This window comes from Modestobacter sp. KNN46-3, from assembly GCF_011039295.1.
The window spans coordinates 1-21,733 of sequence record NZ_JAAKGN010000072.1; the positions used below are offsets into that span (position 1 = coordinate 1).

Here is a 21,733-nt window from a genome sequence, read left to right on the forward strand (position 1 = left end):
ACCGTCGGCGTCCTGCAGGTAGAAGCCGGAGAGCCCGGGGACGTCGCCGACGACGACGCCCTCCACGGTGACCGTGGAGCCGGCCAGCGGGGTGGTCGCGCCCGCGCCCTGCACGTCGCCGATCTCGTGCGTCACCGGGGTGTCGCAGACCTCGCCGGAGGGCGGCGGCGGGTCGACCGGGCCGGGCGCTGCGGAGTTGACCACGCCCTTGCTGGCCGCGGCCGGACCGGACCAGACGAGCGCGTCGGTGGCCGCGTCGTAGCTGCGCGACAGCGACTGCCCAGCCGGCTCGCTGCCGGTCTCCTCGACTCCGATGTCGATGCTGGTCGTCCCGGCGGCCGGGCCGCCGGCGGCGGTCATCGTCCCCTCGTAGGAGAGGAACTCGAGCACCTCCGTGCCGCGGACCAGGGCGACCGCGTCCGGGGCGCCGTTCTGGATCCCGTTGGACGGGTAGTCGACGACCGCGACGGCCGAGCCGTCCGCGGGCGCGGTCACGGCCGGGAGCGCGTCGGTGTCGTAGACCGCACCGTTGCCCCCGTTGTAGAGGACCACGCTCAGGCCGTCGGAGCTGGTGCCGGCGGAGAGCTGCACCTCGACGAACTCACCCACGTCGGTGCTGACGTTGTCGTAGTGGATCTCGGAGATGAAGGGCGTGGTGGGCGGCGCGGCGACCGCGACCGCCGGGACGGCGACGGCGGCGAGCACGGCAGCGGATGTCGCTGCCGCGCCGAGGGCAGCGCGCCTCGCAGCGGTGCGGGCGGTACCAGTGGGGAGGGGCACGAACGGTCCTCTCGGAGGGCGACGCGGAGTGGGTCCGGGCACAGCCTGAGGGGCGGATGTGGACGACTCGCTGACGTTAAGTGACCATTTCGTGACACGCCAAGGCGATGGACGGCGTCCCCGGCGAGTCCTCGGACGCGTGGCCGTGACCGGCTCCATCCCGCCGTCCCGTTCCCAGTGCGCCGAGGACCACTCCGCTGCCCCGGCACCGGCCAGGGGCACGGAGCGGTGCCGTCGAGTCGCCGGTCAGTCGGCGGCGGTGTCCTGACCGGTGTCCTGCTGCTTGCGGAACCGCAGCGACTCCACCAGCACGTAGCCGAACACCACGGTCCACGCGAAGCTCAGGAAGGCCTCGCCCCAGTCACCGTCCACCAGCCGCAGCACGATCGCGACGAGGTTGTAGGCCACCGCCACGCCCGCCAGCAGCTGCACTCCCCGGTGGCCGAACCAGGGCGGGCGGAAGGGTGCGACCATGCCCAGAGGCTAGCCCGGCCGGGACCCATGAGGCCGTGGACAGCCCGGCGCCGCGCGCCACACGCTGCGGCGGAGCGTCCGGTCGGCGAGGCTGGAGGGGTGAGCACCTCCAAGAGCGGCAGCGGTTACGTCGAAAAGGGCCAGGACTACCAGCGGGACCAGAACTACATCACCGACCGGATCACCGCCGACGGCGACAGCCGATGGCCGGTGGAGGCCGGCCGGTACCGGCTGGTCATCGCCCGGGCCTGCCCGTGGGCCAACCGTGCGGCGATCGTCCGGCGGCTGCTCGGCCTGGAGCAGGCCATCTCCATGGGCATCTGCGGGCCAACGCACGACGAGCGCAGCTGGACCTTCGACCTCGACCCCGACGGCCGCGACCCGGTGCTGGGGTACGAGCGCCTGCAGCAGGCGTTCTTCGCCCGCGACCCGGAGTACCCGCGCGGCATCACGGTGCCGGCGATGGTCGACGTCCCGACCGGGGCCGTCGTCACCAACGACTTCAAGCAGATGACGCTGGACTTCTCCAGCGAGTGGACCGCGTTCCACCGCGACGGCGCCCCCGACCTCTACCCCGAGCACCTGCGGGCGGAGATGGACGAGGTGATCGAGCGGATCTTCACCGAGGTGAACAACGGCGTTTACCGCTGTGGGTTCGCCGGCTCCCAGGAGGCCTACGACAAGGCCTACCAGCGGCTGTGGACGGCGATGGACTGGCTGGAGGAGCGGCTGTCGACCCGCCGGTTCCTGATGGGCGAGACGATCACCGAGGCCGACGTGCGGCTGTTCACCACGCTGGCCCGGTTCGACCCCGTCTACCACGGCCACTTCAAGGCCAACCGGAACAAGCTGACCGAGCTGCCGGCGCTGTGGGGCTACGCCCGCGACCTGTTCCAGACCCCGGGCTTCGGTGACACCACCGACTTCCCGCAGATCAAGGAGCACTACTACGTGGTGCACGCCGACATCAACCCGACCCAGATCATCCCGATGGGCCCGGACACGTCGGTCTGGCTGACCCCGCACGGCCGCGAGGAGCTGGGCGGCCGCCCGTTCGGCGACGGCACCCCGCCCGGGCCGCCGATCGAGGGCGAGGTCATCCCGCCCGAGCACGGCCCCGGCGGCATCGGCCACCGCTGAGCGCGCCGCAGCCCGGGCGCCCTGGTTGGCTGACCACGGCGTCCCGGGCAGCGGAGCCCGCGGACCGAGGAGAGGTGGCGCAGTGGTGCACAGACTGATCGTCCAGTACGGCCAGCCGACCGACCCGGCGGAGTTCGACCAGCACTACCGGGACGTGCACGTCGGCCTGGCGCAGGCCATCCCCGGGCTCCTCCGCTTCACCGTCGGGCACCCGCGGTCGATGGACCCCATCGCGCCCGGGCCGTACCTGATCGCCGAGCTGGACTTCGAGTCCGCCGACGCGATGGGGGCCGGCATGGGCTCCGAGGCCGGCCGCGCCGCCGGCGCGGACGTCGCCACCTTCGCCACCGGCGGGGCGTCCATGTCCAGCTTCGACCTGGACGACGTCAGCCCGGCCGGCTGACCTCCGCACCGTGCTGACCGGCCGGCCGGACCTCGCACTGCCCAGCGCCGGGCCCGAGCCGCTGCCGTGGGGCACCGCGCTGGCCGCCGTCCTCGGGTACGCCCGGGGACGGCGGCCGCTGCGGTACCGCTCCCCCAACGAGCGGGACGGCCGGTGGGTGCAGGTGCCGGCCTTCGGCTACGAGCGCTTCGACGCCCGGCCGGTGCCCGCCGGGCCACTGGGCGACGAGGACGTGCTGGTGGCCGAGGGGCTGCACGGCCGTCTGGGCCCCGACGCCTGGTCTGCGGTCCGCACTGCCCTCGACGCGGCCGAGCCCGTGGCCGCCGCCCTCGCCGGGCGTGCGGCCGGGCGGGCCTTCTGGGAGCTGCCGGACGACGAGCTCTCGGTGCTCGGTGAACCGGGCACCGTCGGCGCCGCCCTGCGCGGTCTCGGTGAGCTGCCCGAACCGCAGCGGCGGCACGTGCCGGCTGCGCTGCACCACCGCCGTCCCGACCTGGTGCCGTTGCTGCACCGCGCCACCTGGCTGCAGACGGTGCCGCACCTGCGCGAGGGCGACAGCGGGACGGCGGCGGTCGTGCACCGCGAGCTCCGCGCCAACGATGCCGCCTTCACGGCGCTGGAGCAGGCGGCGGCCGAGCTGCTCGGCGCCCCGCTGACCCGGCTGCGGCTGCACGACCTGCTGGTGTGGCTCAGCGGCACGCTGCGGCTGGGCACGGCGGTGGCGCTGGGCGAGGCGACCGAGGAGGGGCGCCGGTCGCTCACCGCGACCCGCTGAGCGACCGGGCGAGATTCCCCGTCCCCCGGGGAGCAGAGGGTGCGTCGTCGTTGAGCGGGCCGTGACGCAACGCCGGGTCCGGTGATCGAAGCCCGTTCCCCGGCTGACCTCGGCCCAGGCACACGAGCACGATTCGCTGCACGGCGGCGTTGCCGGGGGCGGCGCCGGAGGCGAGGAGGCAGCCCATGTACGCACGGACCACCACCCTCCGTGGCAACCCGCGTGCCCTCGACGACGCGATCGAGTTCGTCCGCGACGAGTGGCTCCCGGCGACCACCGACCTCCCGGGCTGCACCGGGCTGTCCATGCTCGTCGGCCGCCGCACCGGTCGCTGCATCGTCGCCAGCGGCTGGGCGGACGAGCAGTCCATGCTGGGCAGCGCCGAGGGCATGCGCCGCGACCGCGCCCGCCTCGGCCAGCTGCTCGGTGCCGTGCCGGTGGTGGCGCAGTGGGAGGTCGCCGTCATGCACCGGGTGCAGCCCACCGGCGCCGATGCCGTCTGCCGGCTCATCTGGAGCTCGCGCCCGAACCCGGCGGCGCTCGACGACGACGTCGCCACCTTCCGGATGGCTCTCCTGCCCCGGATCGAGGAGCTCACCGGCTTCTGCAGCGCCAACCTGATGATCGACCGGGTCTCCGGCAACACCGTGCTGGCCGTCGCCTACGCCGACCGGGAGGCGATGCTCGTCGCCGGCCAGCGCGCGGACGCGCTGCGCACGGAGTACGCGCGGGCGACGGGCGGGCGGATCACCGAGGTCGCCGAGTTCGACCTGGTCGTCGCCCACCTCCGCATCCCCGAGACCGTGTAGTCGACGGCGGGACGAGCGCGGGTCAGGCGGCCGGGCGGGCGAGGAAGACCGCGCCCGGGACCGACGGGACGGCGACCTCGGTGAAGCCGAGCCGGGCGTAGAAGCCGAGGGCGCGGGCGTTGACCGGGTCCACGCCCAGGTGCACGCCGGGTGCCCCGGCCGCGGCGACCGCGGCGCAGAACACCTCGATCAGCGCCCGCCCCCAACCGGCGCCCTGCGCCTCGGGCAGCAGGTCGATGTGCAGGTGCGCCGGGTACGCCGCGAGCTCGGGCACGAGCATCCGCTCCGGCCGGTGCAGCAGCGACACCATCCGCTCCTCCGCCGTGCGCGGCGGCTCGGGCGGTGCCGGGTATCGGTCGGTCAGCCGGGGCAGCCACTGCGCCCGCCAGGCCTGCACGAAGCCGGCCGTGTCCGCGGTGCCCAGCACGTAGCCGACCGCCCGCCCGCCGTCGTCCAGTACGAACGCCCGGTCCGGCTCGAGGTCGACGTACGGGCCGGCGAACAGGTCGGGCATCAGGTCGTCGCTCGACCACCGGCCCCGGGCGTCGCCCCCGGCGTCGGCGGTGCGCACACAGACGTCGTAGACCGCCGCCCGGTCGGAGCGGCGGTACGACCGGATCACGGCCCCCGTGCAGGGTCCCGCCGCGAGCTCGCGAGTGGTGGGGGGCACGGGGGTCCTTTCCTCACACCACCCGGGTGAGTGCCGGCCAGAGCCCGTCGGGGCCGTCGGCGAGCAGGCCGGCGCCGAGCACCCGGGCCCACGCCGTCTCGGTGCCGGCCTCGTCCCGCCACGACCAGCAGCGCCGGGTGAGGTGGTGCAGCCGGTGCTCCTGGGTGAAGCCGATCGCGCCGTGCACCTGGTGGGCCAGCCGGGCGACCACCTCGACCGCAGCCCCGGCCCGCACCTTGGCCGCCGCGGCCGCCAGCACCAGCGACTCCCCGCGCTCGACCGCCTGCACCGCGGCGTCGACCAGCGCCGCCACCGCGGTCACCTCACCGGCCATCTCGGCCAGCTCCATCTGGATCGCCTGGAACTTGCCCAGCGGCCGGCCGAACTGGTGCCGCTCGCCGGCGTGGTGCACCGTCCAGGCCAGCACCTGCTGCAGCGCCGCGGACAGCTGCACCGCCCGGGCCAGCGCGTACCGCGCCCGCAACTGCTCGGCCTGCGCGTCGGTGAGCAGCGCCCCGGCCGCGGTCACCCCCTGCAGCACGAACGAGCCGCGCGGTTCGCCGGCCAGGTTCGCCGCGTGCGTGGTCTCCCGCCCGGCGACGTCGACCAGTGCGAGCACCGGCCCCACCGCGCTGGTCGCGAGCACGGCGAGGTGCTGCGCGACGCCGGCCCACGCCACGTCGGTCGCGGTGCCGGTGAGCGTCCAGCTGCCCGGGCCGTCACCGTCGTCCCGGGGCTCGGCGGTGACCGCGCCGTCCACCGCGACGGAGAGCGGCTCCTCGGGTGCCGGCAGGTCGAGGCCGGCGGCCAGGACGGCGGGCGCGGCCACCAACAGCTGCTCGGCCACCGGCACGGCCGCAGCCCCGGCGGCCAGCGCCCCCACGATCGCCACGGCGTCCGCCAGCTCGCCGCCGGAGCCGCCGGCCTCCTCGGGCAGCCCCACCCCGGTCAGCCCGGCCGCGGCGAGTGCGGACCACAGCCCGGCGTCCCACGGCCGTTCGGCGGTGAGCACGAACGGCTCGAACTTCGTCAGGATGTCCCGGACGGTCTCGACGACCAGGTCCACGTCGGAGGAGGTCATCGCAGTCCCAGCCCTCGTGCCACGATCCCGCGCAGGATCTCGTTGGTGCCGCCGCGCAGCGTGTAGCCCGGCGCGTGCAGCTGTGCCTCGGCCAGGGCCCGGCCCAGCGGGTCGGGTGAGTCCAGCGACGCCGGGACGTCGACCACCCGGCGCACCTCGTCGATCACGTCGGCCTCGAACGTCGTCCCCACGTCCTTGACCAGGGCGGCCGGGATGTCGGGCAGCTCCCCGCGGTCCAGCGCCCCGGCGATGCGGAGCGACAGCTGGCGCAGGGCGAGCAGCCGGGCCGACAGCCGGCCCAGGGTGGCCAGCTGCGCCGGGTCCTGGCCCTCGGCCGCGCGCCGGGCGAACTCGGCGATCAGCGGGTAGGTGGACAGGAACCGTTCCGGCCCGGATCGCTCGAAGGCCAGCTCCGCGGTCACCTGGTGCCAGCCCGCGCCCTCCTCGCCCAGCAGCATGTCGCCGGGGATGACCACGTCCTCGAACACGACCTCGTTGAAGTGGTGGCCGCCGTCGAGGATCCGGATCGGGTTGACGGTGATGCCGGGCAGCGACAGGTCGACCAGCAGCTGGGAGAGCCCCGCGTGCCGGCTGGCCGGGTCGGCCGGCGACGTGCGCACCAGGGTGATCGCGTAGTGCGAGGTGTGCGCGTTCGACGTCCAGACCTTCGCGCCGTTGACCACCCAGTCGCCGTCGCCGTTGCGGGTGGCCCGGGTGCGGATCGAGGCGAGGTCCGAGCCGCTGTCCGGCTCGCTCATCCCGATCACGAAGTAGCACTCCCCCGCCGCGATCCGCGGCAGGATCTCCGCACGCTGGGCCTCGGTGCCGTAGCGCAGCAGGTTCGGGCCGGACTGCCGGTCGGCGATCCAGTGCGCCGCGACCGGGGCGCCGGCGGCCAACAGCTCCTCGGTGACCGCGTACCGCTCCATCGCCGTCCGCTCGTGGCCGCCGTACTGCTTCGGCCAGGTCATCCCCAGCCAGCCGCGCTCGCCGAGCTTGCGGGAGAACGCCGGGTCGACTCCGGACAGCCAGGTGTCCACGTGCGTGGTGAAGCTCCCGGCGGCCAGTTCGGCGGCGAGGAACTCGCGCACCTCGGCCCGCACCTCCTCGGCGGCGGCCGATCGCGGCGCGGGCGCCAGCGTCAACGAGTTGCTGCCCATGCAGTGCTCCCCACGTCGGTGTGGTGCCCGGTCTCGCTGGGTCCGGTGTCGGTTCTACCGGCTGCCGTGTGCCCCGGCCCACTGGGGGGCAGGGTGGCCGGGTGACCGATCCCTTCTCGCTCTCCCGGTTCGTCGACGCGCAGGACTCCGGCGGCACCTACGACCGGGCGCTGTCCGAGCTGCGTGCCGGGCGGAAGACCAGCCACTGGATGTGGTTCGTCCTCCCACAGCTGGCCGGCCTCGGCAGCAGCGCGATGGCCCAGCGGTACGCCATCAGCGGGCTGGACGAGGCCCGCGCGTACCTGGCCCACCCGGTGCTCGGTCCCCGGCTGCGCGAGTGCGCCGAGGCGCTGACCGAGCTGGACATCGACGACCCGGTCGCCGTCCTCGGGTCGATCGACGCGCAGAAGCTGCGCTCGTCGATGACGCTCTTCGCCCGGGCCGCACCCGAGGAGCCGGTCTTCGCCGCCGTCCTGGACCAGTACTTCGCCGGCGCCGAGGACGCCGCGACGACGTCCCGGCTGTAGGACGACCACCGGCCCTACGGTGCCGCCATGAGCGACGACACCCCCTGGGAACCGCCCTTCGCCGGCACCGAGGCCGAGCACCTGCTCGGCGCACTCGACCGGCTGCGCACCACCTTCCGCTGGAAGGCCGCCGACCTGGACGCCGCTGGGCTCCAGACCCGGATCGGCGCCTCTGCCCTCACCCTGGGCGGCCTGCTCAAGCACCTGGCCAGCGTGGAGGACGACGTCTCCACCGGACGGCTGAGCGGCGCACCGATCGGTGAGCCCTGGGAGTCGGAGTGGGCCGGCGGCGACGACTGGCCGTTCACCTCCGCCACCGATGACTCCCCCGAGCGGCTGTACGCGCTCTGGGACGACGCCGTCGCGCGCTCCCGCGCCCGGTGGGACGCCGCCCTGGCCGACGGCGGGATGGACCAGCGGGTCGACCTGACCGGCCCGGACGGCGAGCGCGCCGGTCTGCGCCGACTGCTGTGCGACCTGATCGAGGAGTACGGCCGGCACACCGGGCACGCCGACCTGCTCCGCGAGGCCGTCGACGGGCTGGTCGGCGAGGACCCGCCACCCGGCTGGCGCCCGCAGGTGGGCCGTCGACCGGTGGGCTGAGCGGGCGGCCACACCTCGTCGTGGTGCACCCTTGACCACGAGTGGCTAATCGCGTTAGTTTTGGGCTAACGAACTTAGCCAAGTGGGAGACGACATGACCGAGCACCTGACCGTTGACGGCGGCACGATCGCGTACGAGGTGACCGGAGTCGGCCCGCTCGTCGTCCTGGCCCACGGCATGGGTGACAGCCGCGCGGCGTACCGCTTCCTCGCCCCGGCCCTGGTCGCGGCCGGGTACCGGGTCGCCGCCGTGGACCTGCGCGGCTCCGGCGAGTCCAGCGTGGGCTGGACGTCCTACACGCGGACGGACATCGCCGGTGACCTCATCGCCCTGGTGGAGCACCTGGGCGGCCCGGCCGTGCTGGTCGGTCACTCCATCTCCGGTGGCGCCGTCACGATCGCCGCGGCGACGGCCCCCTCCCAGGTCACCGCGGTGGTCGAGCTGGCGCCGTTCACCCGCAAGCAGCAGATCGCGCTCGGCGACCTGCGGAACGCCCGCTTCCGGCGCGGCATGCGCCACCTGCTCGGCACCGCCCTGCTCGGCAGCACCGGGCAGTGGCGGAGGTACCTGGCGGTGGCGTACCCCGGGCCGAAGCCGACGGACTGGGACGCCCGCCTCGACCAGATCGAGGCGATGCTGCGGGAGCCGGGCCGGATGAAGGCCCTGCAGGGGATGGGCAGGACGGCGCCCACGGACGCCGGTGCGCGGCTGGCCGACGTCCGCTGCCCCGTGCTGGTGGTGCAGGGCACGCTGGACCCCGACTGGGCCTCCCCGCAGGCCGAGGGCGAGGCGATCGCGGCCGCACTGCCGCCCGGACTGGGGCGGCTGGCGATGGTCGACGGCGCCGGGCACTACCCGCACGTCCAGTTCCCCGACCAGGTCAGTGCTCTGGTCCTGTCGTTCCTGGACTCCGTCCGTGCCTAGGGCCGGTCTCGACCGGACCGCCGTCGTCGAGGCCGGTGCGGCGCTCGCCGACGAGGTCGGCTTCGCCGGCCTGACCATGGGCCGGCTGGCCGAGCGGGTCGGCGTGCGCACCCCGTCGCTCTACAAGCACGTCGCCGGCCAGGACGACCTGAACCGCGGGATCGCCGCGCTCGCCCTCGCCGAGGCAGCCGCCGCCGTCGGCACCGCCACGCAGGGCTGCGCCGGCCGGGACGCGCTCGCCGCCGCCGCCCACGCGTTCCGCGACTTCGTGCTCACCCACCCGGGCCGGTACGCGGCCACGATCGGCGTCGAGCCGACCGGTCCGGACGACCCGGTCGCCGTCGCGGGGCTGGGGTTGCTCGGCTCGTTCACCGCGGTGCTCCGGTCCTACGCGGTCGAGGGAGCGGAGATGGACCACGCGCTGCGCGCGCTGCGCAGCTTCCTCCACGGTTTCGCCACGCTGCAGTCCGCCAACGCCTTCCAGTGGTCCGCCGACGTCGATGACAGCTTCGAGTGGCTCATCGCCCTCCTCGACCGTGGCCTGCGGAACGCCTCCTCCCCGCAGTAGCCCGGACGCCGCCCGACCCACCCACCAAAATGGCCATTGTGGTGGTCACACGATTCGGAGGCGGAGGCGGCGGAAGCCGCGGCCCTTGTTCTCCACCTTCAGCACCTCGACCCGGCCCACCATCGCCGTGGACGCCACGTGGGTGCCGCCGTCGGCCTGGGTGTCCAGCCCGACGATGTCCACGATCCGCACCACCTCGATGTCCGGCGGCAGCAGGTTGGTGGCGGTCCGGATGATGTCCGGGATCGCGAACGCCTCGTCCCTGGGCAGCTCCCGGACCTCGATCCGGCGGTCGGCGGCCAGCTCGGCGTTCACCGACTCGGCGACCCGCTCCTTGAAGTCGGCCGGCACCTCGGCGAGGTCGAAGTCCATCCGGGCGGTCAGCGGCTCCATGGTGCCGCCGGTGACCAGCGCACCGAAGTCCCGGAAGACGACGCCGGTGAGCACGTGCAGCCCCGAGTGAGTGCGCATCAGCGCGGTCCGGCGCTCGTCGTCCAGCGCTCCGCGCACCGCCGTCCCGGGCGGTGGCAGCGGGTCGCCCTCCTCGGGCACGAGGTACAGCTCGTCGCCGCGGCGGGTCCCGGCGATCCGGGTGCGGACCCCGCCCCACAGCAGCACGCCCTGGTCCGGGGGCTGACCGCCGCCGCCGGGGTAGAACGCGGAACGGTCCAGCACGATCCCCTGCTCGGGGTCGGCGGCGACCACGGTGGCGTCCCACTCGCGCACGGTGGCGTCGGCCAGGTCGAGGCGGTGGGTGTGTCCGGCGTGCGCAGCAGCCATGCCCGCATCCTGCCCGCCGCGGGCCGGCTGCGGACCAGTCCACCCGCAGTCCAGTGGCCCGCAGGGTCGGGGAAGACCACCGCAGCCCGTACGGTTGCCAGTCGCCGCAGGGCCCCGTCCGCGTCCCACCACGTCCGAGGAGCAGCCGAAGTTGTCGAGCCCGTCCCCGGACGTCGCCCCTGACCCGGCCATCGCCGCCGAGCAGGACGCCGTCACCGACCTGTACCGCCGGCTGGATGCCGCCCGCGAGCTCGCCGTGACCCGCTTCCGGCAGGCGCTGGCGAGCCCGGTGATCAACCCCCAGTCCCTCGGTGAGCGGGAGGCCGCGGCGCGTTTCCACTCCCAGCGGATCACCGCGCTGGACGCCGCCGACCACGGGCTGGTGATCGGCCGGCTGGACCGCCAGGAGCAGCCACAGCCGCTCTACATCGGCCGGGTCGGGCTGCCCGCCGACGACCCCGCGGGCGACCCGGCCCTCGTCGACTGGCGCGCGCCGGCGTCCCGGCCGTTCTACACCGCGACCCCGTTCCGGCCCGAGGGCGTGGTGCGCCGCCGGCACATCCGCACCCGCAGCCGGGCGGTCACCGCGGTCAACGACGAGGTGCTCACCGTGCGCCCCGAGGACACCGACGGCCCGCCGCTGACCGGCGAGGCGGCGCTGATGGCCGCGCTCACCGCCCAGCGCACCGGCCGGATGGCCGACATCGTGGCCACCATCCAGGCCGAGCAGGACGCCATCATCCGCAGCGACGCCCGCGGGGTGCTGGTCGTGCAGGGCGGCCCGGGCACCGGGAAGACGGCGGTCGCGCTGCACCGGGCGGCCTACCTGCTGTACACCCACCGCGACCGGCTGGCCCGCAGCGGCCTGCTCGTCGTCGGGCCCACGCCGACCTTCCTGCGCTACATCGCCGACGTGCTGCCCGCGCTCGGTGAGACCGGGGTGCTGCTCGCCGGGCTCGGCCAGCTGCGCCCCGGGCTGGACGCCCGCGGCGCGGAGAGCCAGCAGGTGGCCGAGGTCAAGGGCCGGCTGGCGATGGTCGACGTGCTCAAGGCCGCCGTCCGCGACCGGGAGACGGTGCCCCGCGGCATCCGCGAGCTGCGCATCGACGGGGTGTCGATCAAGCTGCGCGCGGTCGACCTCACCCGCTGCCGTACCGCCGGCCGGCGCGCGTCCCGGCTGCACAACCTGGGCCGGCCGGCCTTCCGCCGCGCCCTGGTCGACCTGGTCGCCCAGCGCTACGCCGACCGGATCGGCGCCGACGTGCGCGGCGGCGGCAGCCTGCTGGACTCCCGGGACCTGGACGCGCTGCGCTCGGAGATCGCCGGGGAGGCCGCCGTCCGGGCGCTGGTCGACGAGATGTGGCCGGTGCTCACCGCCGAGCAGCTGCTCGGTGACCTGCTCTCCTCCCCCGAGCGCATCGCGCGGGCGACGAAGGGCTGGACCGACGAGGACCGCGCCCTCCTGGCCCGGCCGGCCGGCACGCCGTGGACGCCGGCCGACGTCCCGCTGCTGGAGGAGGCCGACGAGCTGCTCGGGTACGACGACAGCGCCGACCGCGCCCGTGAGGCACGTCGTCGTCGGCAGGCCCGGGACGAGGCGCAGGAGACCCTCGACCTGCTGTACGGCTCCCGCTCCACCGACCTCGACGACGACGAGGACGGCGAGGAGCTGACCGCCGGCGACCTGCTGGACGCCGAGATGCTCGCCGACCGCGAGGCCGAGGTCGACGTCCGGTCGGCCGCCGAGCGGGCGGCGACCGACCGCACCTGGACCTTCGGGCACGTGGTCGTCGACGAGGCGCAGGAGCTGTCGGCGATGACCTGGCGGCTGCTGGCCCGCAAGTGCCCCACCCGGTCGATGACCGTCGTCGGCGACCTGGCCCAGACCGGCAGCCTGGCCGGCGCCACCGACTGGGGCGCGGTCCTCGCGCCGCACGCCGCTGCGCAGTGGCGGCTCGCCCAGTTGACGGTGAACTACCGGACCCCGGCCGAGGTCATGGCCGTCGCCGCCGACGTGCTGGCCGCCGGCGGCGCCGGCACCACCGCGCCCCGGTCCGTGCGCAGCACCGGGGTGCCGCCGACCGCCGAGCAGGTGAGCGAGGCGACGCTGCTCCCCCGGGTCGCCGACGTGACCGCCGAGCTGGCCGCCGCCGGGGGCACGGTCGCGGTGATCGTGCCCCCGAGCCGGGTCGACGACGTCGTCGACTGCCTGCGCACCGGCTGGCCGGCGGTCTCCAGCGGCCCGGCCGCGGACTCCTCCGCCGGGCCGGTCGTGCTGGTGCCCGCCGACGCCAAGGGCCTGGAGTTCGACTCGGTGCTGCTGGTCGACCCGGCCGCGGTGCTCGCCGAGGGCGTGCGCGGGCACAGCGACCTGTACGTGGCGCTCACCCGGCCCACCCAGCGGCTGGCCGTGCTGCACCCCGGCGAGCTCCCCCGCGAACTGGACCGCCTCACCGAGCCCCAGCCGGTCGAGGGGTGAGCCGGGTCAGCTGACCCGGAGCACCTCGTCGGCCGGTGTCGCGGGGGTGGGCCGTGGTCCGCTGCCGCCGGCGAAGTCGCGGACGGCGAAGTTCGTGGCGCGGCTCTCCGTGGGCAGGGCCGCGACCGGTACCCCGTCGGGTGCGTCCGGGTCGGTCCGCAGCCAGGCCTGCAGCTCGGCCAGGTACGCCGGGTCGTGCTGCTCCAGCTGCTCGCCCTGGTCGAGCAAGACGGCGACGGCCGCCTCCTCCTCCGTCCGGCTGATCGGCTTGAGCCAGACGCCGTCCCGGCCCGCCTCGGCCTGCAGCCGGTCGACCAGGCCGGCCGGCAGCGGCTCGGGCAGGAACGGCGCACGGTCGGTGTGCCGGGCGCCGATCGCCGCGGCCGCCCGCACGTCGGTGGCGTCGGGCTCGCCGCGCCCCGTCACGCGCACGGTCGCCAGGTGCTCCGGGTCGGCCGGGTCGGGCAGCACGTCGACCTCGGCGGTGACGCCGGACGCCCGCAGGGCCACCACCGCGAACTGCACGGCCACCCCACAGCTGCGTCCCCCCAGCCTCCCCGCCCGACCGGACGCAGCGCAGGAGCCGAAGGTCCCGGGGTCAGGCGTCGCGGGTGAGCGCCAGCAGGGCGATGTCGTCGGCGCGGTGTGCTCCGGCCAGCTCGGCCAGCAGCCGGTCGCAGAGCTCGTCGGCGCCCACAGCGGCCCAGCGCTCGGCCGCCACCTGCAGCCGGGCCAGGCCGGTGTCCAGGTCGCTGGTGCGGCTCTCCACCAGGCCGTCGGTGTACAGCAGGAGCGTCGCCCCCGGCGGCACGACGCCGCTCCACTCGACGGCGGGCGCCGGTGGTGCCCCGAGCATCCGGCTGGGCGCCACCGGCAGGTACTCGGCGCGGCCGTCGACGATCAGCAGCGGCGGCGGGTGCCCGGCCGAGGCGACGTGCAGCAACCCGGTGGGCAGGTCCAGGGTGGCGAAGAGGGCCGTGGCCATCCGCTGCAGCCCGAGCAGCGGCCAGCTGGCCTGCAGCCGGTCGATGACCGCGGACGGCGCAGGCGCCTCCACCAGCAGGGCCCGGTAGACGCTGCGCAGCTGCCCCATCGTCGCCGCCGCGGTGATGTCGTGCCCCACCACGTCGCCAACCGCGATCGCCACGTGGTCGCCGGGCAACGTGGCGACGTCGTAGAAGTCCCCACCGATCTCCACGCCGGAGGTGGCGGCCAGGTAGCGCACGGCGACGGTCATCCCCGGCACCGCGGGCGGGTGCGGCGGCAGCAGGGTGGCCTGCAGGGTGTGCGAGGTCCGCGACTCCAGCTCGTACCGCTGGGCCTTGGCGAGCACCAGGGACACCTGGTGCGCCAGCTGCTCGACCACCTCGACGTCGGCGGCGGTGAACGCGCCCCGGCGCCGGTCGGCGCTCAGGGTCAGCACGCCCAGCGACCGTCCCTCCGCCACCAGCGGCACGCTGACGATGCTGGCCAGCTCCAGTGCCCGCACCCCCGCCAGCTCCCGGGGATCGCGGACCACCGAGACCAGCCAGGCGTCGTCGGGCGCGGAGAACCACTGGGTGCGTCCCTCGGCCAGCGCCCGCCGGGCCGGGAAGGGCAGCTCCCGGGCCGGTGGCGCCCACTCGAGCAGGTCGTCGACCAGGTGCTGGCGGGCCGGGTCCCCGTGCCGGGCGAGCACCCGCCGGGCCCCGTGCTGGGTGACCAGGTCGAGCATGCAGACGTCGGCCAGCCGCGGCACGGCCAGCTCCGACAGCCGGTCGACCGTCTCCCCCACCCCGGCCGCCGCGGCCATCTGCCGTGCGGCGTGCAGCAGGAAGGCCGAGCGCGCGGCCTGGCGGGTGGTCTCCTCGTGCAGCCGGGCCCGCTCCAGCGCCTGACCGGCCTGGCGGCCCAGCGTCCACAGCAGGTCGACGTCCCCGTCCGAGAGCACGCCGTCCCGGGGCTCGTCGAGGTCGATCAGGTCGTCGGCGCCCGAGCTGCCCTGGCCGAGCAGCAGGACGCCGAGCCGGCGGGTGTCGGCGGACACCGGGACGACGACGAGCGCCTGCAGCTCCGCGCTCTCCAGCGCAGCGGCCAGCTCGGGCCGCCGGCCGTGCAGCCGCTCGTCGGGCACGACGACCCGCAGCCCCTCGGCCAGCTCCAGGGCGATCCGCCCGTCGGCCGCGGTGGCCAGCTGGTCCAGCAGGGCAGCCGGCAGACCGTCGCTGCGGGCCACGACCAGCTCCGACCGCCGCACCACACCGTCGGCGTCGCCGTCGGACCCGGCCGGACCGGGGACGACCAGCAGCAGCGCGGCTCCGCGACTGCGCAGCGCCGAACGCGCCTGCTGGACGACGACACCGGCCACGTCGGCCACCGACGTCGCGCCGGCCAGCTGCACGACGACCTGCTGCAGCGTCCGCGACCGGGCCTCGGAGAGCTCCGCGGCCCGGTGCGCGGTCAGGATCTCCCGCTCGTAGCGCCGCCGGGCGGTGGCCTCGAACAGCGTCGCGCGCACCAGCACCGGCCGACCCTCGGGGTCGCGCAGCTCGACCGCGTTCACCAGGCAGGGCAGCACCGAGCCGTCGTCCCGGACGACGTCCAGGGCGACCTCGCGGACCGCCCCCTGCATCCGCAGCAGCGGGGCCAGGTGGGTGTCGTGGAAGACCTGGCCGCCGACGCTGAGCAGGTCGCGCAGCCGGGTGCGCAGCACCCGCTCGGCGGGGCGGCCCAGCCAGCTGCACAGCGTCTGGTTGACCTTGACGATCGTCCCGTCCGGCAGCGTGGACAGGTAGCCGCAGGGTGCGTTCTCGTAGAGGTCGGCCGGGTCGTCCTCGAGCAGCTGGTCCAGCTGCGCCCGGTCGCCCTCCCCGCGACGACGGTCGGAGCCGGCCGTGCGGGACACCGTCACGTCCAGGCCCGGATGGCGGCCGTGGTCTCCTCCGGTGCGCTCAGGTGCGGGCAGTGCCCGGTCGCGGACAGCTGGGTGAAGGTCGAGCCGGGGATGTGCTCGTGCACGTACCGACCGGCCGTCTCGGGCGCGATCACGTCCTCCGAGCACTGCAGCACCAGGGTGGGGACGTCGACGCCGGGCAGGTCGGCCCGGTTGTCGGAGAGGAAGGAGACCCGGGCGAACTGCCGCGCCACGTCGGGATCGGTGCGGCAGAAGCTGTTGGTCAGCTCGGCGGCCAGCTCGGGCCGGTCCGGGTTGCCCATGATCACCGGCGCGATCGCGGCGGACCAACCCAGGTGGTTGGCGTCCAGGTTGTCCAGCAGGTCCTTGATCTGGGCCCGGGAGAAGCCCCCGACGTAGTCGCCGTCGTCGACGTACCGGGCGCTGGGCCCGACCATCACCAGCGCCCCGAACAGCTCGGGGGCCTGGGCGTGGGCCAGCACCCCGATCATGGCGCTGACCGAGTGCCCGACGAACACCGCGTCGGTCAGCTCCAGGTCGCGCATGACCTCGACGACGTCCGCGGCGTACCCGCGCAGGCTGTTGTACTTCACCGGGTCGTAGGCCGAGAGGTCGGAGTGGCCGAACCCCACGTGGTCGAAGGTGACCACCTGGTGATCCACCTCGAAGTCGGGGGTGATGAACCGCCACATGTTCTGGTCACAGCCATAGCCGTGTGCGAACACCATCGGCCGGCCACCTGGTCGACCGCTCACACGGACGTCGTGCCGCGTGCGGACGCTCATGGGGACGAACCTACGCGACCGGGCTGTTCCGGTACCAGCCTCCGCACCGGTCAGCCGGGCCGGACCGCGGTGAGCACGACCCCACTCGCCGGCCGTGCGGGGATGCGGCTGAGTGAGATCTCCAGGTCCTGGGGCGGCAGGGTGTACGTCAGCCGGGCCAGCCGGACGGCGAGCGCCGACAGCAGCGCGACGGTGATGTCCTCGCCGGGGCAGCGGTGCCCGGTGCGCGGGTCACCGGCCCCCTGCGGGACCAGCTCCCACGGGCCGATCCGCCGGACGGCGGCGCCGGCTCCCTCGCCGTCCAGGAACCGCTCGGGCCGGAATGCGTAGGGCTCGGGGAAGAGCTCAGGATCGTGGTTCTGCCCGAACAGGTCCAGCAGCACCATGGCCCCGGCTGGCACCGTCTCCCCCTCCCACTCGACCGCCCGCGGCGACCGGCCACCGATGAACGGGGCGAACGGGTAGAACCGGCGCACCTCGTGGGCCACGGCCGTGGCGAACGCCGGCTCGCCGGTGCGCAGCCGCTCCCGGATGGCCGGCCAGTGGTGCAGGGCGTGCGCGGTGAAGCCGACGAACCAGCAGACGGCGACGGTCGGCCGGATCACGTTGAGCACCTCGACCGCGGCCACCCGCGGCTCCAGCAGCTCCCCGTCGGAGTCGCGGTGGCCGGCGACGACATCGAGCACCGAGCCCGCGGGCACGCTCCGCCGGCCGCTGCGCACCTCCTCGACGATCCCGGCCAGCCACGCCTCGCGCCGCTGCCGCGCCCGGCGGGCACGCCAGTGCCGAGGGGCACCAGTGGCGAAGCCGTCGACCAGGGTGGTGAGGTCGCGGGCCAGCGCCGGCAGCTCGTCCTCGCTGACCGGCACCGCCGCCCAGTCACAGACCCCGCGGGTGAGCACCTCGGCGGCTGCGTCCATCAGCACGACCTGCGGCTGCTGCGCCCAGCGCTGCGTGGCCTCGTCCCAGGCGGTGGTGACCCGGTCGACCAGGTCGCCGATCCCCTCGCCCATCAGCAGGTCCACGAACATCGCCTTGCGCACCCGGTGGGGCTCGCCGTCGAGGGTGTGCACGGCCCCGTGACCGAACAGCGTGCTGACGACCGGCTCGGGCAACGCACCGCTGCGGCGCACGTTGCGCTCGTCGTAGAGGAAGCGAGCGCCACCGGCCCCCACGAGGCCGAGGGTCGGGCGCACCATCAGCCGGGTGCGCACGGTGTCCCGACCGGCCGCGCGGCGCAGGTCGGGCAGCCAGGCGTAACCCCTGGCCAACATCTGGATCGACTGGTCCAGCCGGGGCATGCGGATCATGGCCTGTGGCGTTCCCACCGGGCCGTCGGGGAAACCGGAGCTCAGCACCCTCCTCGGGCGCCGCCGTCGTCGTGGCCCAGCAACCGCAGCAGCGCGTGCACCTCAGCCGCGGCCCCGCCAGGTCGCCGGGGACTCGTCCGGCAGGGGCTCGCCCCTGGCGGCCCGCGCAGCGGCGTAGGCCGGGTGCCGGAAGCGGGCCATCGGCCCGTCGGCGGCCAGCCCCGGCGGCGCGTGCAGGACGGCGTCGAAGTGCACGGCCGGGTCCGGCGGGTCGGTGGGCCGGAGCAGCGTGACCTGGGCGAACGGCTCGTCCGGGCCGCGGCCGATCGCCGCGCAGAGGGTGATCTGCAGGCCGGGGCCGTGGACGGTGAGCCCCGGACGGTCGGAGGGGATCCCCGACCGCTGCGGGACGGCGGTCAGCCGCACCGGGCCGGCCGCGCTGCCGTAGGCCATGATCGACCCGTAGCTGCTGCCGGCGTCCTGGCGCAGGACCGGGACCCGGCGGCTCCACCGGCCGGTGCCGGTGGAGGAGAGCAGCAGGTCCACCGGGGGGTCCCGCGGCAGTCGCAGCGCGAACCCGAGCAGGTCCGGCAGCGGCCGGGGCAGGCCCGCGCCGCGGGAGAGCCGCACCAGGACGTCGTCGGTGCCGGTGGAGTCCAACCAGGGGACCCCGGTCTCCCGGGGCAGCCCCCAGCGCTCGAGCCGAGCGGAGAAGGTCAGCCCTCGTGGGTGCAGGGGTTTGGCACCACGGGCACGGGCGAGCGCCGCGAGCGGGACGGCGACCGCTCGGCCGGCGATGTCGACGACGGGCAGCATGCCCAGCGGATTACCAGCCGGCGGTCAGGTCACGCCTGGGTTCGGGGCCCTCCGGGCCGGCGCCCCGTTGCGCACGGCCGGCGGGTGGTGTCGATCAGTGCCGGGTGGTGCCGCAGTCGGCGCAGCGCTTCCGGGCGCTGGCGTTCTTGCGTCGGCAGTTCTCGCACGTCCAGAGCGTGCGTTCGATCGTGCGCATGTCCCGTTCCTCTCGCCCGGCCGGTGTCCCCGGCCTCCCCCTGCGGGTGGGTCAGGGGTCTCCCGCCCACCTCCGGATCGACGCTAGGTCGCTCCGGTGACGGGCAGGTGTCCGGCGCGAGACGACTGGACGGCGCGCCGCGGTGGGACGGGACGGGGGTGCTCAGCCGGCCGAACCGCAGCCGCCGGCACCGCAGGCGCAGCCACCGCAACCGGCCGCCGGGGCCGGGGCCGGCCGGCGGGCGACCCGCGCCATGCCGACGGCCCCGGCCAGGTTGGCCAGGCCGAGGGCCCCGACCGTCCCCGCGGCGAGGACGCGCGCCGTGGCCAGCAGGGCGTCGACCCCACCGAGCACGGCGATCGCCACCGCGGCGGCCGCGACCAGCACGGCACCACCGAGGGCCAGCGGACGCCGGTCGGTGGCGGCGACGGCCAGGGCCGGCAGCGCGATGACGCCGGCGGCGACGAACAGCCAGCCGGTCGCCGTCGCCGACAGCAGTGCCATGCCCATGGCGAGGGCCCCGAGCCAGACGCCGCCCGCGCCGACCAGCGCGGCCGCGCGCTCGACGGCACCGGTGCGGGCACGGCGCAGCACCCGCACGCCCTGGACGACGCCGAACAGGCCGACCGCGCCCAGCAGCACCCGCGGACCCACCTCGGACCAGGTCAGCGCCAGGACCGCGAGCGCGAGCAGGACGCCGCCCAGCGCCGCCATCCGCGGCCAGGTGGCCCGGGCCTGCTCCGGGGTGGGTGGGGTGATCGGGGAGCTCCCGGCCTGCCGGCCGGCGGTCACGGCGTTCGTCACGCCGCCATTCTCCCTCACCGACCGGGATCCGTCCCGTACGGACCGGCACCCCCGGTCCCGCACGCGCTCCCCCGGCGGTCGACCGCGTGTTGTGCCACGCTGATCGCCGCTTGCGACAGGCGATCGCCGAGCACACGGCGACACAGGAGGAACGGTCATGGGCACCTCGGGAACCGCGGCGAGCGCCGACCGGGCAGGCAACAGCGACGCGCTGGAGAACCTGGCGCGGGTGGGGCTGATCGCCTACGGCGTCGTCCACCTGCTGCTGGCCTGGCTGTCGCTGCAACTGGCCTGGGGCGGCGGTGGCGGCTCGGCCGACCAGTCGGGCGCGATGGCCACGCTGGCGGCCCAGCCGTTCGGGAAGCCGCTGCTGTGGGTGCTGGCCCTGGGCCTGCTCTCGCTGGCCGTCTGGCAGCTGGCCGAGGTGCTGCGTCACCGGGCCGGCCTGCAGGCCTCCGGCGATGCGCGGAAGGACGCGCTCGCCACGATCGCCAAGGCGATCGCCAAGACCGTCATCTACCTGGTCCTGGCCTACACCGCGATCCGGTTCGCCACCGGTGGAGGGCAGTCCAGCTCGGGGCAGGAGGAGCAGACGGTCGCCGGGGTCCTCGGCTGGCCCGGTGGCCGCTACCTCGTCGGAGCTGCGGCACTCGCGCTGCTCGGGGTGGGTGCCTACCTGGTGCACAAGGGCGTCACCAAGCGGTTCCTCAAGGAGATCGAGACCGCCGAGGCCTCGGCGACCCAGCGCCGGCTGATCGAGCGGCTGGGCCAGGTGGGCTACCCGGCGAAGGGGGGCGCCCTGGCGGTCGTCGGTGGCCTCCTCGGCTGGGCCGCGATCACCTTCGACTCCGACAAGGCCGGCGGGCTCGACGACGCGATGCAGACCATCCTGTCGGCGCCGTTCGGTCAGGCCCTCCTCACCCTGGTCGCCCTCGGCATCGCCGCGTTCGGCGTCTTCTGCCTCTTCCGCGCCCGGTTCCCCGAGCGCACCTGACCGGCGCGGGTCGAGCTGCTCGGGCACCATCACCGTGGTGAACGTCGTCCCGCAGCGGGTGCACGACGCCGTGGCCCGCGCCCGGGAGGTCACCGATCACCCCGTCCTCGAGCACCTGGCCCGGGTCGGGCTGGTCGCGTACGGCGTGCTGCACCTGCTCATCGGCTGGCTGGCCTTCCGGATCGCCTGGTTCGTGGAGCCCGGCACCGAGGACGCCGACCAGACCGGGGCGCTGCAGGCGGTCTCCGAGTCCCCCGGCGGCCGGGTGCTGCTGTGGGGCATCGGGCTGGGCCTGTTCGCCCTGGCGCTCTGGCAGGCCGGCGAGGTGCTGCGGTGGTGGACCGGGCTGCTCCGTCCGGAGCGCCGGCTGCGCACCGGCGTCGTCTGCGCCAAGTGCGCGGCGAAGGCCGTCGTGTACGCGGTGCTGGGGCTCACGGCCCTGTTCTTCGCCGTCGGCGCCGGCTACCAGGCCGACGAGCGGTTCCAGGCGATGGCCGACGACGCACTGGAGATCCCCGGCGGATCGACGCTGGTGGTCGCCGTCGGGCTCGGCGTCGCCGCCGTCGGCCTGTACGTGCTCGTCCGCGGGGTGACCGGGAAGTTCATGCGGGACGTCGACCTCGACTCGGCCCCCGACCGATGGGAACCACTGATCGAGCGGCTGGGCTCGTTCGGCTACGTGGCGAAGGGCATCGCCTTCACCGTCTCCGGCGGTCTGCTGGTGTACGCGGCGGCGACCCGGGACGTGTCGACGGCGACCG

The 21,733-nt window shown here is 75.2% G+C and carries 22 protein-coding genes and 1 pseudogene; 11 read left to right on the top strand and 12 right to left on the bottom strand.

What is annotated here, in order from left to right; genetic code table 11:
• Window positions 1-780: pseudogene (locus G5C62_RS15425) on the bottom strand (endonuclease); the annotation flags it as partial.
• 246 nt (window positions 781-1,026) lie between these two features.
• Complete coding sequence (locus G5C62_RS15430; protein ID WP_164701688.1) at window positions 1,027-1,254, bottom strand: hypothetical protein; 228 nt, start codon at window positions 1,252-1,254, stop codon at window positions 1,027-1,029.
• A gap of 99 nt (window positions 1,255-1,353) precedes the next feature.
• Here G5C62_RS15430 and G5C62_RS15435 point away from each other — a divergent pair, with 99 nt between their 5' ends.
• From G5C62_RS15435 to G5C62_RS15450, 4 genes are all read left to right on the top strand, one after another.
• Window positions 1,354-2,394 (top strand): glutathione S-transferase family protein, encoded by a 1,041-nt coding sequence (locus G5C62_RS15435; protein WP_206330671.1) that lies wholly within the window; start codon window positions 1,354-1,356, stop codon window positions 2,392-2,394.
• 82 nt (window positions 2,395-2,476) lie between these two features.
• Window positions 2,477-2,797 (top strand): EthD family reductase, encoded by a 321-nt coding sequence (locus G5C62_RS15440; protein WP_156119131.1) that lies wholly within the window; start codon window positions 2,477-2,479, stop codon window positions 2,795-2,797.
• A 10-nt stretch (window positions 2,798-2,807) separates the two neighbouring features.
• Complete coding sequence (locus G5C62_RS15445) at window positions 2,808-3,572, top strand: DUF6308 family protein (protein ID WP_231558103.1); 765 nt, start codon at window positions 2,808-2,810, stop codon at window positions 3,570-3,572.
• A gap of 185 nt (window positions 3,573-3,757) precedes the next feature.
• The gene (locus G5C62_RS15450; RefSeq protein ID WP_036335771.1) at window positions 3,758-4,381 is read left to right on the top strand and encodes a hypothetical protein; all 624 of its coding nucleotides are present in this window, start codon (window positions 3,758-3,760) and stop codon (window positions 4,379-4,381) included.
• A 22-nt stretch (window positions 4,382-4,403) separates the two neighbouring features.
• On the opposite strand, the gene G5C62_RS15455 is transcribed toward G5C62_RS15450, so the two are convergent.
• The 3 genes from G5C62_RS15455 to G5C62_RS15465 all read right to left on the bottom strand — a co-directional run bounded on the left by G5C62_RS15455 (window position 4,404) and on the right by G5C62_RS15465 (window position 7,292).
• Complete coding sequence (locus G5C62_RS15455; RefSeq protein WP_206330672.1) at window positions 4,404-5,003, bottom strand: GNAT family N-acetyltransferase; 600 nt, start codon at window positions 5,001-5,003, stop codon at window positions 4,404-4,406.
• Between the two features lie 61 nt (window positions 5,004-5,064).
• A complete protein-coding gene (locus G5C62_RS15460; protein ID WP_036335773.1) occupies window positions 5,065-6,132 on the bottom strand; it encodes an acyl-CoA dehydrogenase family protein in 1,068 nt (355 codons plus the stop codon).
• Window positions 6,129-7,292 (bottom strand): acyl-CoA dehydrogenase family protein, encoded by a 1,164-nt coding sequence (locus tag G5C62_RS15465; RefSeq protein ID WP_036335774.1) that lies wholly within the window; start codon window positions 7,290-7,292, stop codon window positions 6,129-6,131. Before G5C62_RS15465 ends, G5C62_RS15460 begins: the two co-directional genes overlap by 4 nt.
• 101 nt (window positions 7,293-7,393) lie before the next feature.
• On the opposite strand from G5C62_RS15465, the gene G5C62_RS15470 reads away from it, so the two are divergent.
• The 4 genes from G5C62_RS15470 (at window position 7,394) to G5C62_RS15485 (ending at window position 9,915) form a co-directional block, all read left to right on the top strand.
• Window positions 7,394-7,819 carry a DUF1810 domain-containing protein gene (locus G5C62_RS15470; RefSeq protein WP_036335775.1) on the top strand — a complete coding sequence of 142 codons (426 nt, stop codon included), beginning with the start codon at window positions 7,394-7,396 and terminating at the stop codon, window positions 7,817-7,819.
• A gap of 27 nt (window positions 7,820-7,846) precedes the next feature.
• On the top strand, window positions 7,847-8,422 hold the full coding sequence (locus G5C62_RS15475) for a DUF664 domain-containing protein (RefSeq protein ID WP_164701690.1): 576 nt from the start codon (window positions 7,847-7,849) through the stop codon (window positions 8,420-8,422).
• A 94-nt stretch (window positions 8,423-8,516) separates the two neighbouring features.
• A complete protein-coding gene (locus G5C62_RS15480) occupies window positions 8,517-9,347 on the top strand; it encodes an alpha/beta fold hydrolase (protein ID WP_036335779.1) in 831 nt (276 codons plus the stop codon).
• Window positions 9,340-9,915: a TetR/AcrR family transcriptional regulator gene (locus G5C62_RS15485; protein ID WP_036335781.1), complete on the top strand. Its 576-nt coding sequence runs from the start codon at window positions 9,340-9,342 to the stop codon at window positions 9,913-9,915. Before G5C62_RS15480 ends, G5C62_RS15485 begins: the two co-directional genes overlap by 8 nt.
• Before the next feature lie 45 nt (window positions 9,916-9,960).
• On the opposite strand, the gene G5C62_RS15490 is transcribed toward G5C62_RS15485, so the two are convergent.
• The gene (locus tag G5C62_RS15490; RefSeq protein WP_036335783.1) at window positions 9,961-10,695 is read right to left on the bottom strand and encodes an alanyl-tRNA editing protein; all 735 of its coding nucleotides are present in this window, start codon (window positions 10,693-10,695) and stop codon (window positions 9,961-9,963) included.
• Window positions 10,696-10,846: 151 nt separating this feature from the next.
• Here G5C62_RS15490 and G5C62_RS15495 point away from each other — a divergent pair, with 151 nt between their 5' ends.
• Window positions 10,847-13,174, top strand: coding sequence for an AAA family ATPase (locus G5C62_RS15495; RefSeq protein WP_164701691.1), 2,328 nt, complete (start codon window positions 10,847-10,849; stop codon window positions 13,172-13,174).
• 6 nt (window positions 13,175-13,180) lie between these two features.
• Here the strand turns inward: G5C62_RS15495 and G5C62_RS15500 are convergent, their stop codons facing one another.
• The 6 genes from G5C62_RS15500 to G5C62_RS15525 all read right to left on the bottom strand — a co-directional run bounded on the left by G5C62_RS15500 (window position 13,181) and on the right by G5C62_RS15525 (window position 19,978).
• The gene (locus G5C62_RS15500) at window positions 13,181-13,705 is read right to left on the bottom strand and encodes a hypothetical protein (RefSeq protein ID WP_164701692.1); all 525 of its coding nucleotides are present in this window, start codon (window positions 13,703-13,705) and stop codon (window positions 13,181-13,183) included.
• A 67-nt stretch (window positions 13,706-13,772) separates the two neighbouring features.
• The gene (locus tag G5C62_RS15505) at window positions 13,773-16,058 is read right to left on the bottom strand and encodes a SpoIIE family protein phosphatase (protein WP_231558116.1); all 2,286 of its coding nucleotides are present in this window, start codon (window positions 16,056-16,058) and stop codon (window positions 13,773-13,775) included.
• A 2-nt stretch (window positions 16,059-16,060) separates the two neighbouring features.
• Window positions 16,061-16,795 carry an alpha/beta fold hydrolase gene (locus G5C62_RS15510; protein ID WP_241175928.1) on the bottom strand — a complete coding sequence of 245 codons (735 nt, stop codon included), beginning with the start codon at window positions 16,793-16,795 and terminating at the stop codon, window positions 16,061-16,063.
• A 107-nt stretch (window positions 16,796-16,902) separates the two neighbouring features.
• Window positions 16,903-18,162 (bottom strand): cytochrome P450, encoded by a 1,260-nt coding sequence (locus tag G5C62_RS15515; RefSeq protein ID WP_241175929.1) that lies wholly within the window; start codon window positions 18,160-18,162, stop codon window positions 16,903-16,905.
• 102 nt (window positions 18,163-18,264) lie between these two features.
• On the bottom strand, window positions 18,265-18,978 hold the full coding sequence (locus G5C62_RS15520; protein WP_052091130.1) for a hypothetical protein: 714 nt from the start codon (window positions 18,976-18,978) through the stop codon (window positions 18,265-18,267).
• A gap of 358 nt (window positions 18,979-19,336) precedes the next feature.
• A complete protein-coding gene (locus G5C62_RS15525; protein WP_052091131.1) occupies window positions 19,337-19,978 on the bottom strand; it encodes a hypothetical protein in 642 nt (213 codons plus the stop codon).
• Window positions 19,979-20,135: 157 nt separating this feature from the next.
• Between G5C62_RS15525 and G5C62_RS15530 the strand changes: the two genes are divergently transcribed.
• A complete protein-coding gene (locus tag G5C62_RS15530; protein ID WP_164701695.1) occupies window positions 20,136-20,972 on the top strand; it encodes a DUF1206 domain-containing protein in 837 nt (278 codons plus the stop codon).
• 37 nt (window positions 20,973-21,009) lie between these two features.
• On the top strand, window positions 21,010-21,733 hold a 724-nt coding region (locus tag G5C62_RS15535; RefSeq protein WP_164701696.1), incomplete at its 3' end, for a DUF1206 domain-containing protein.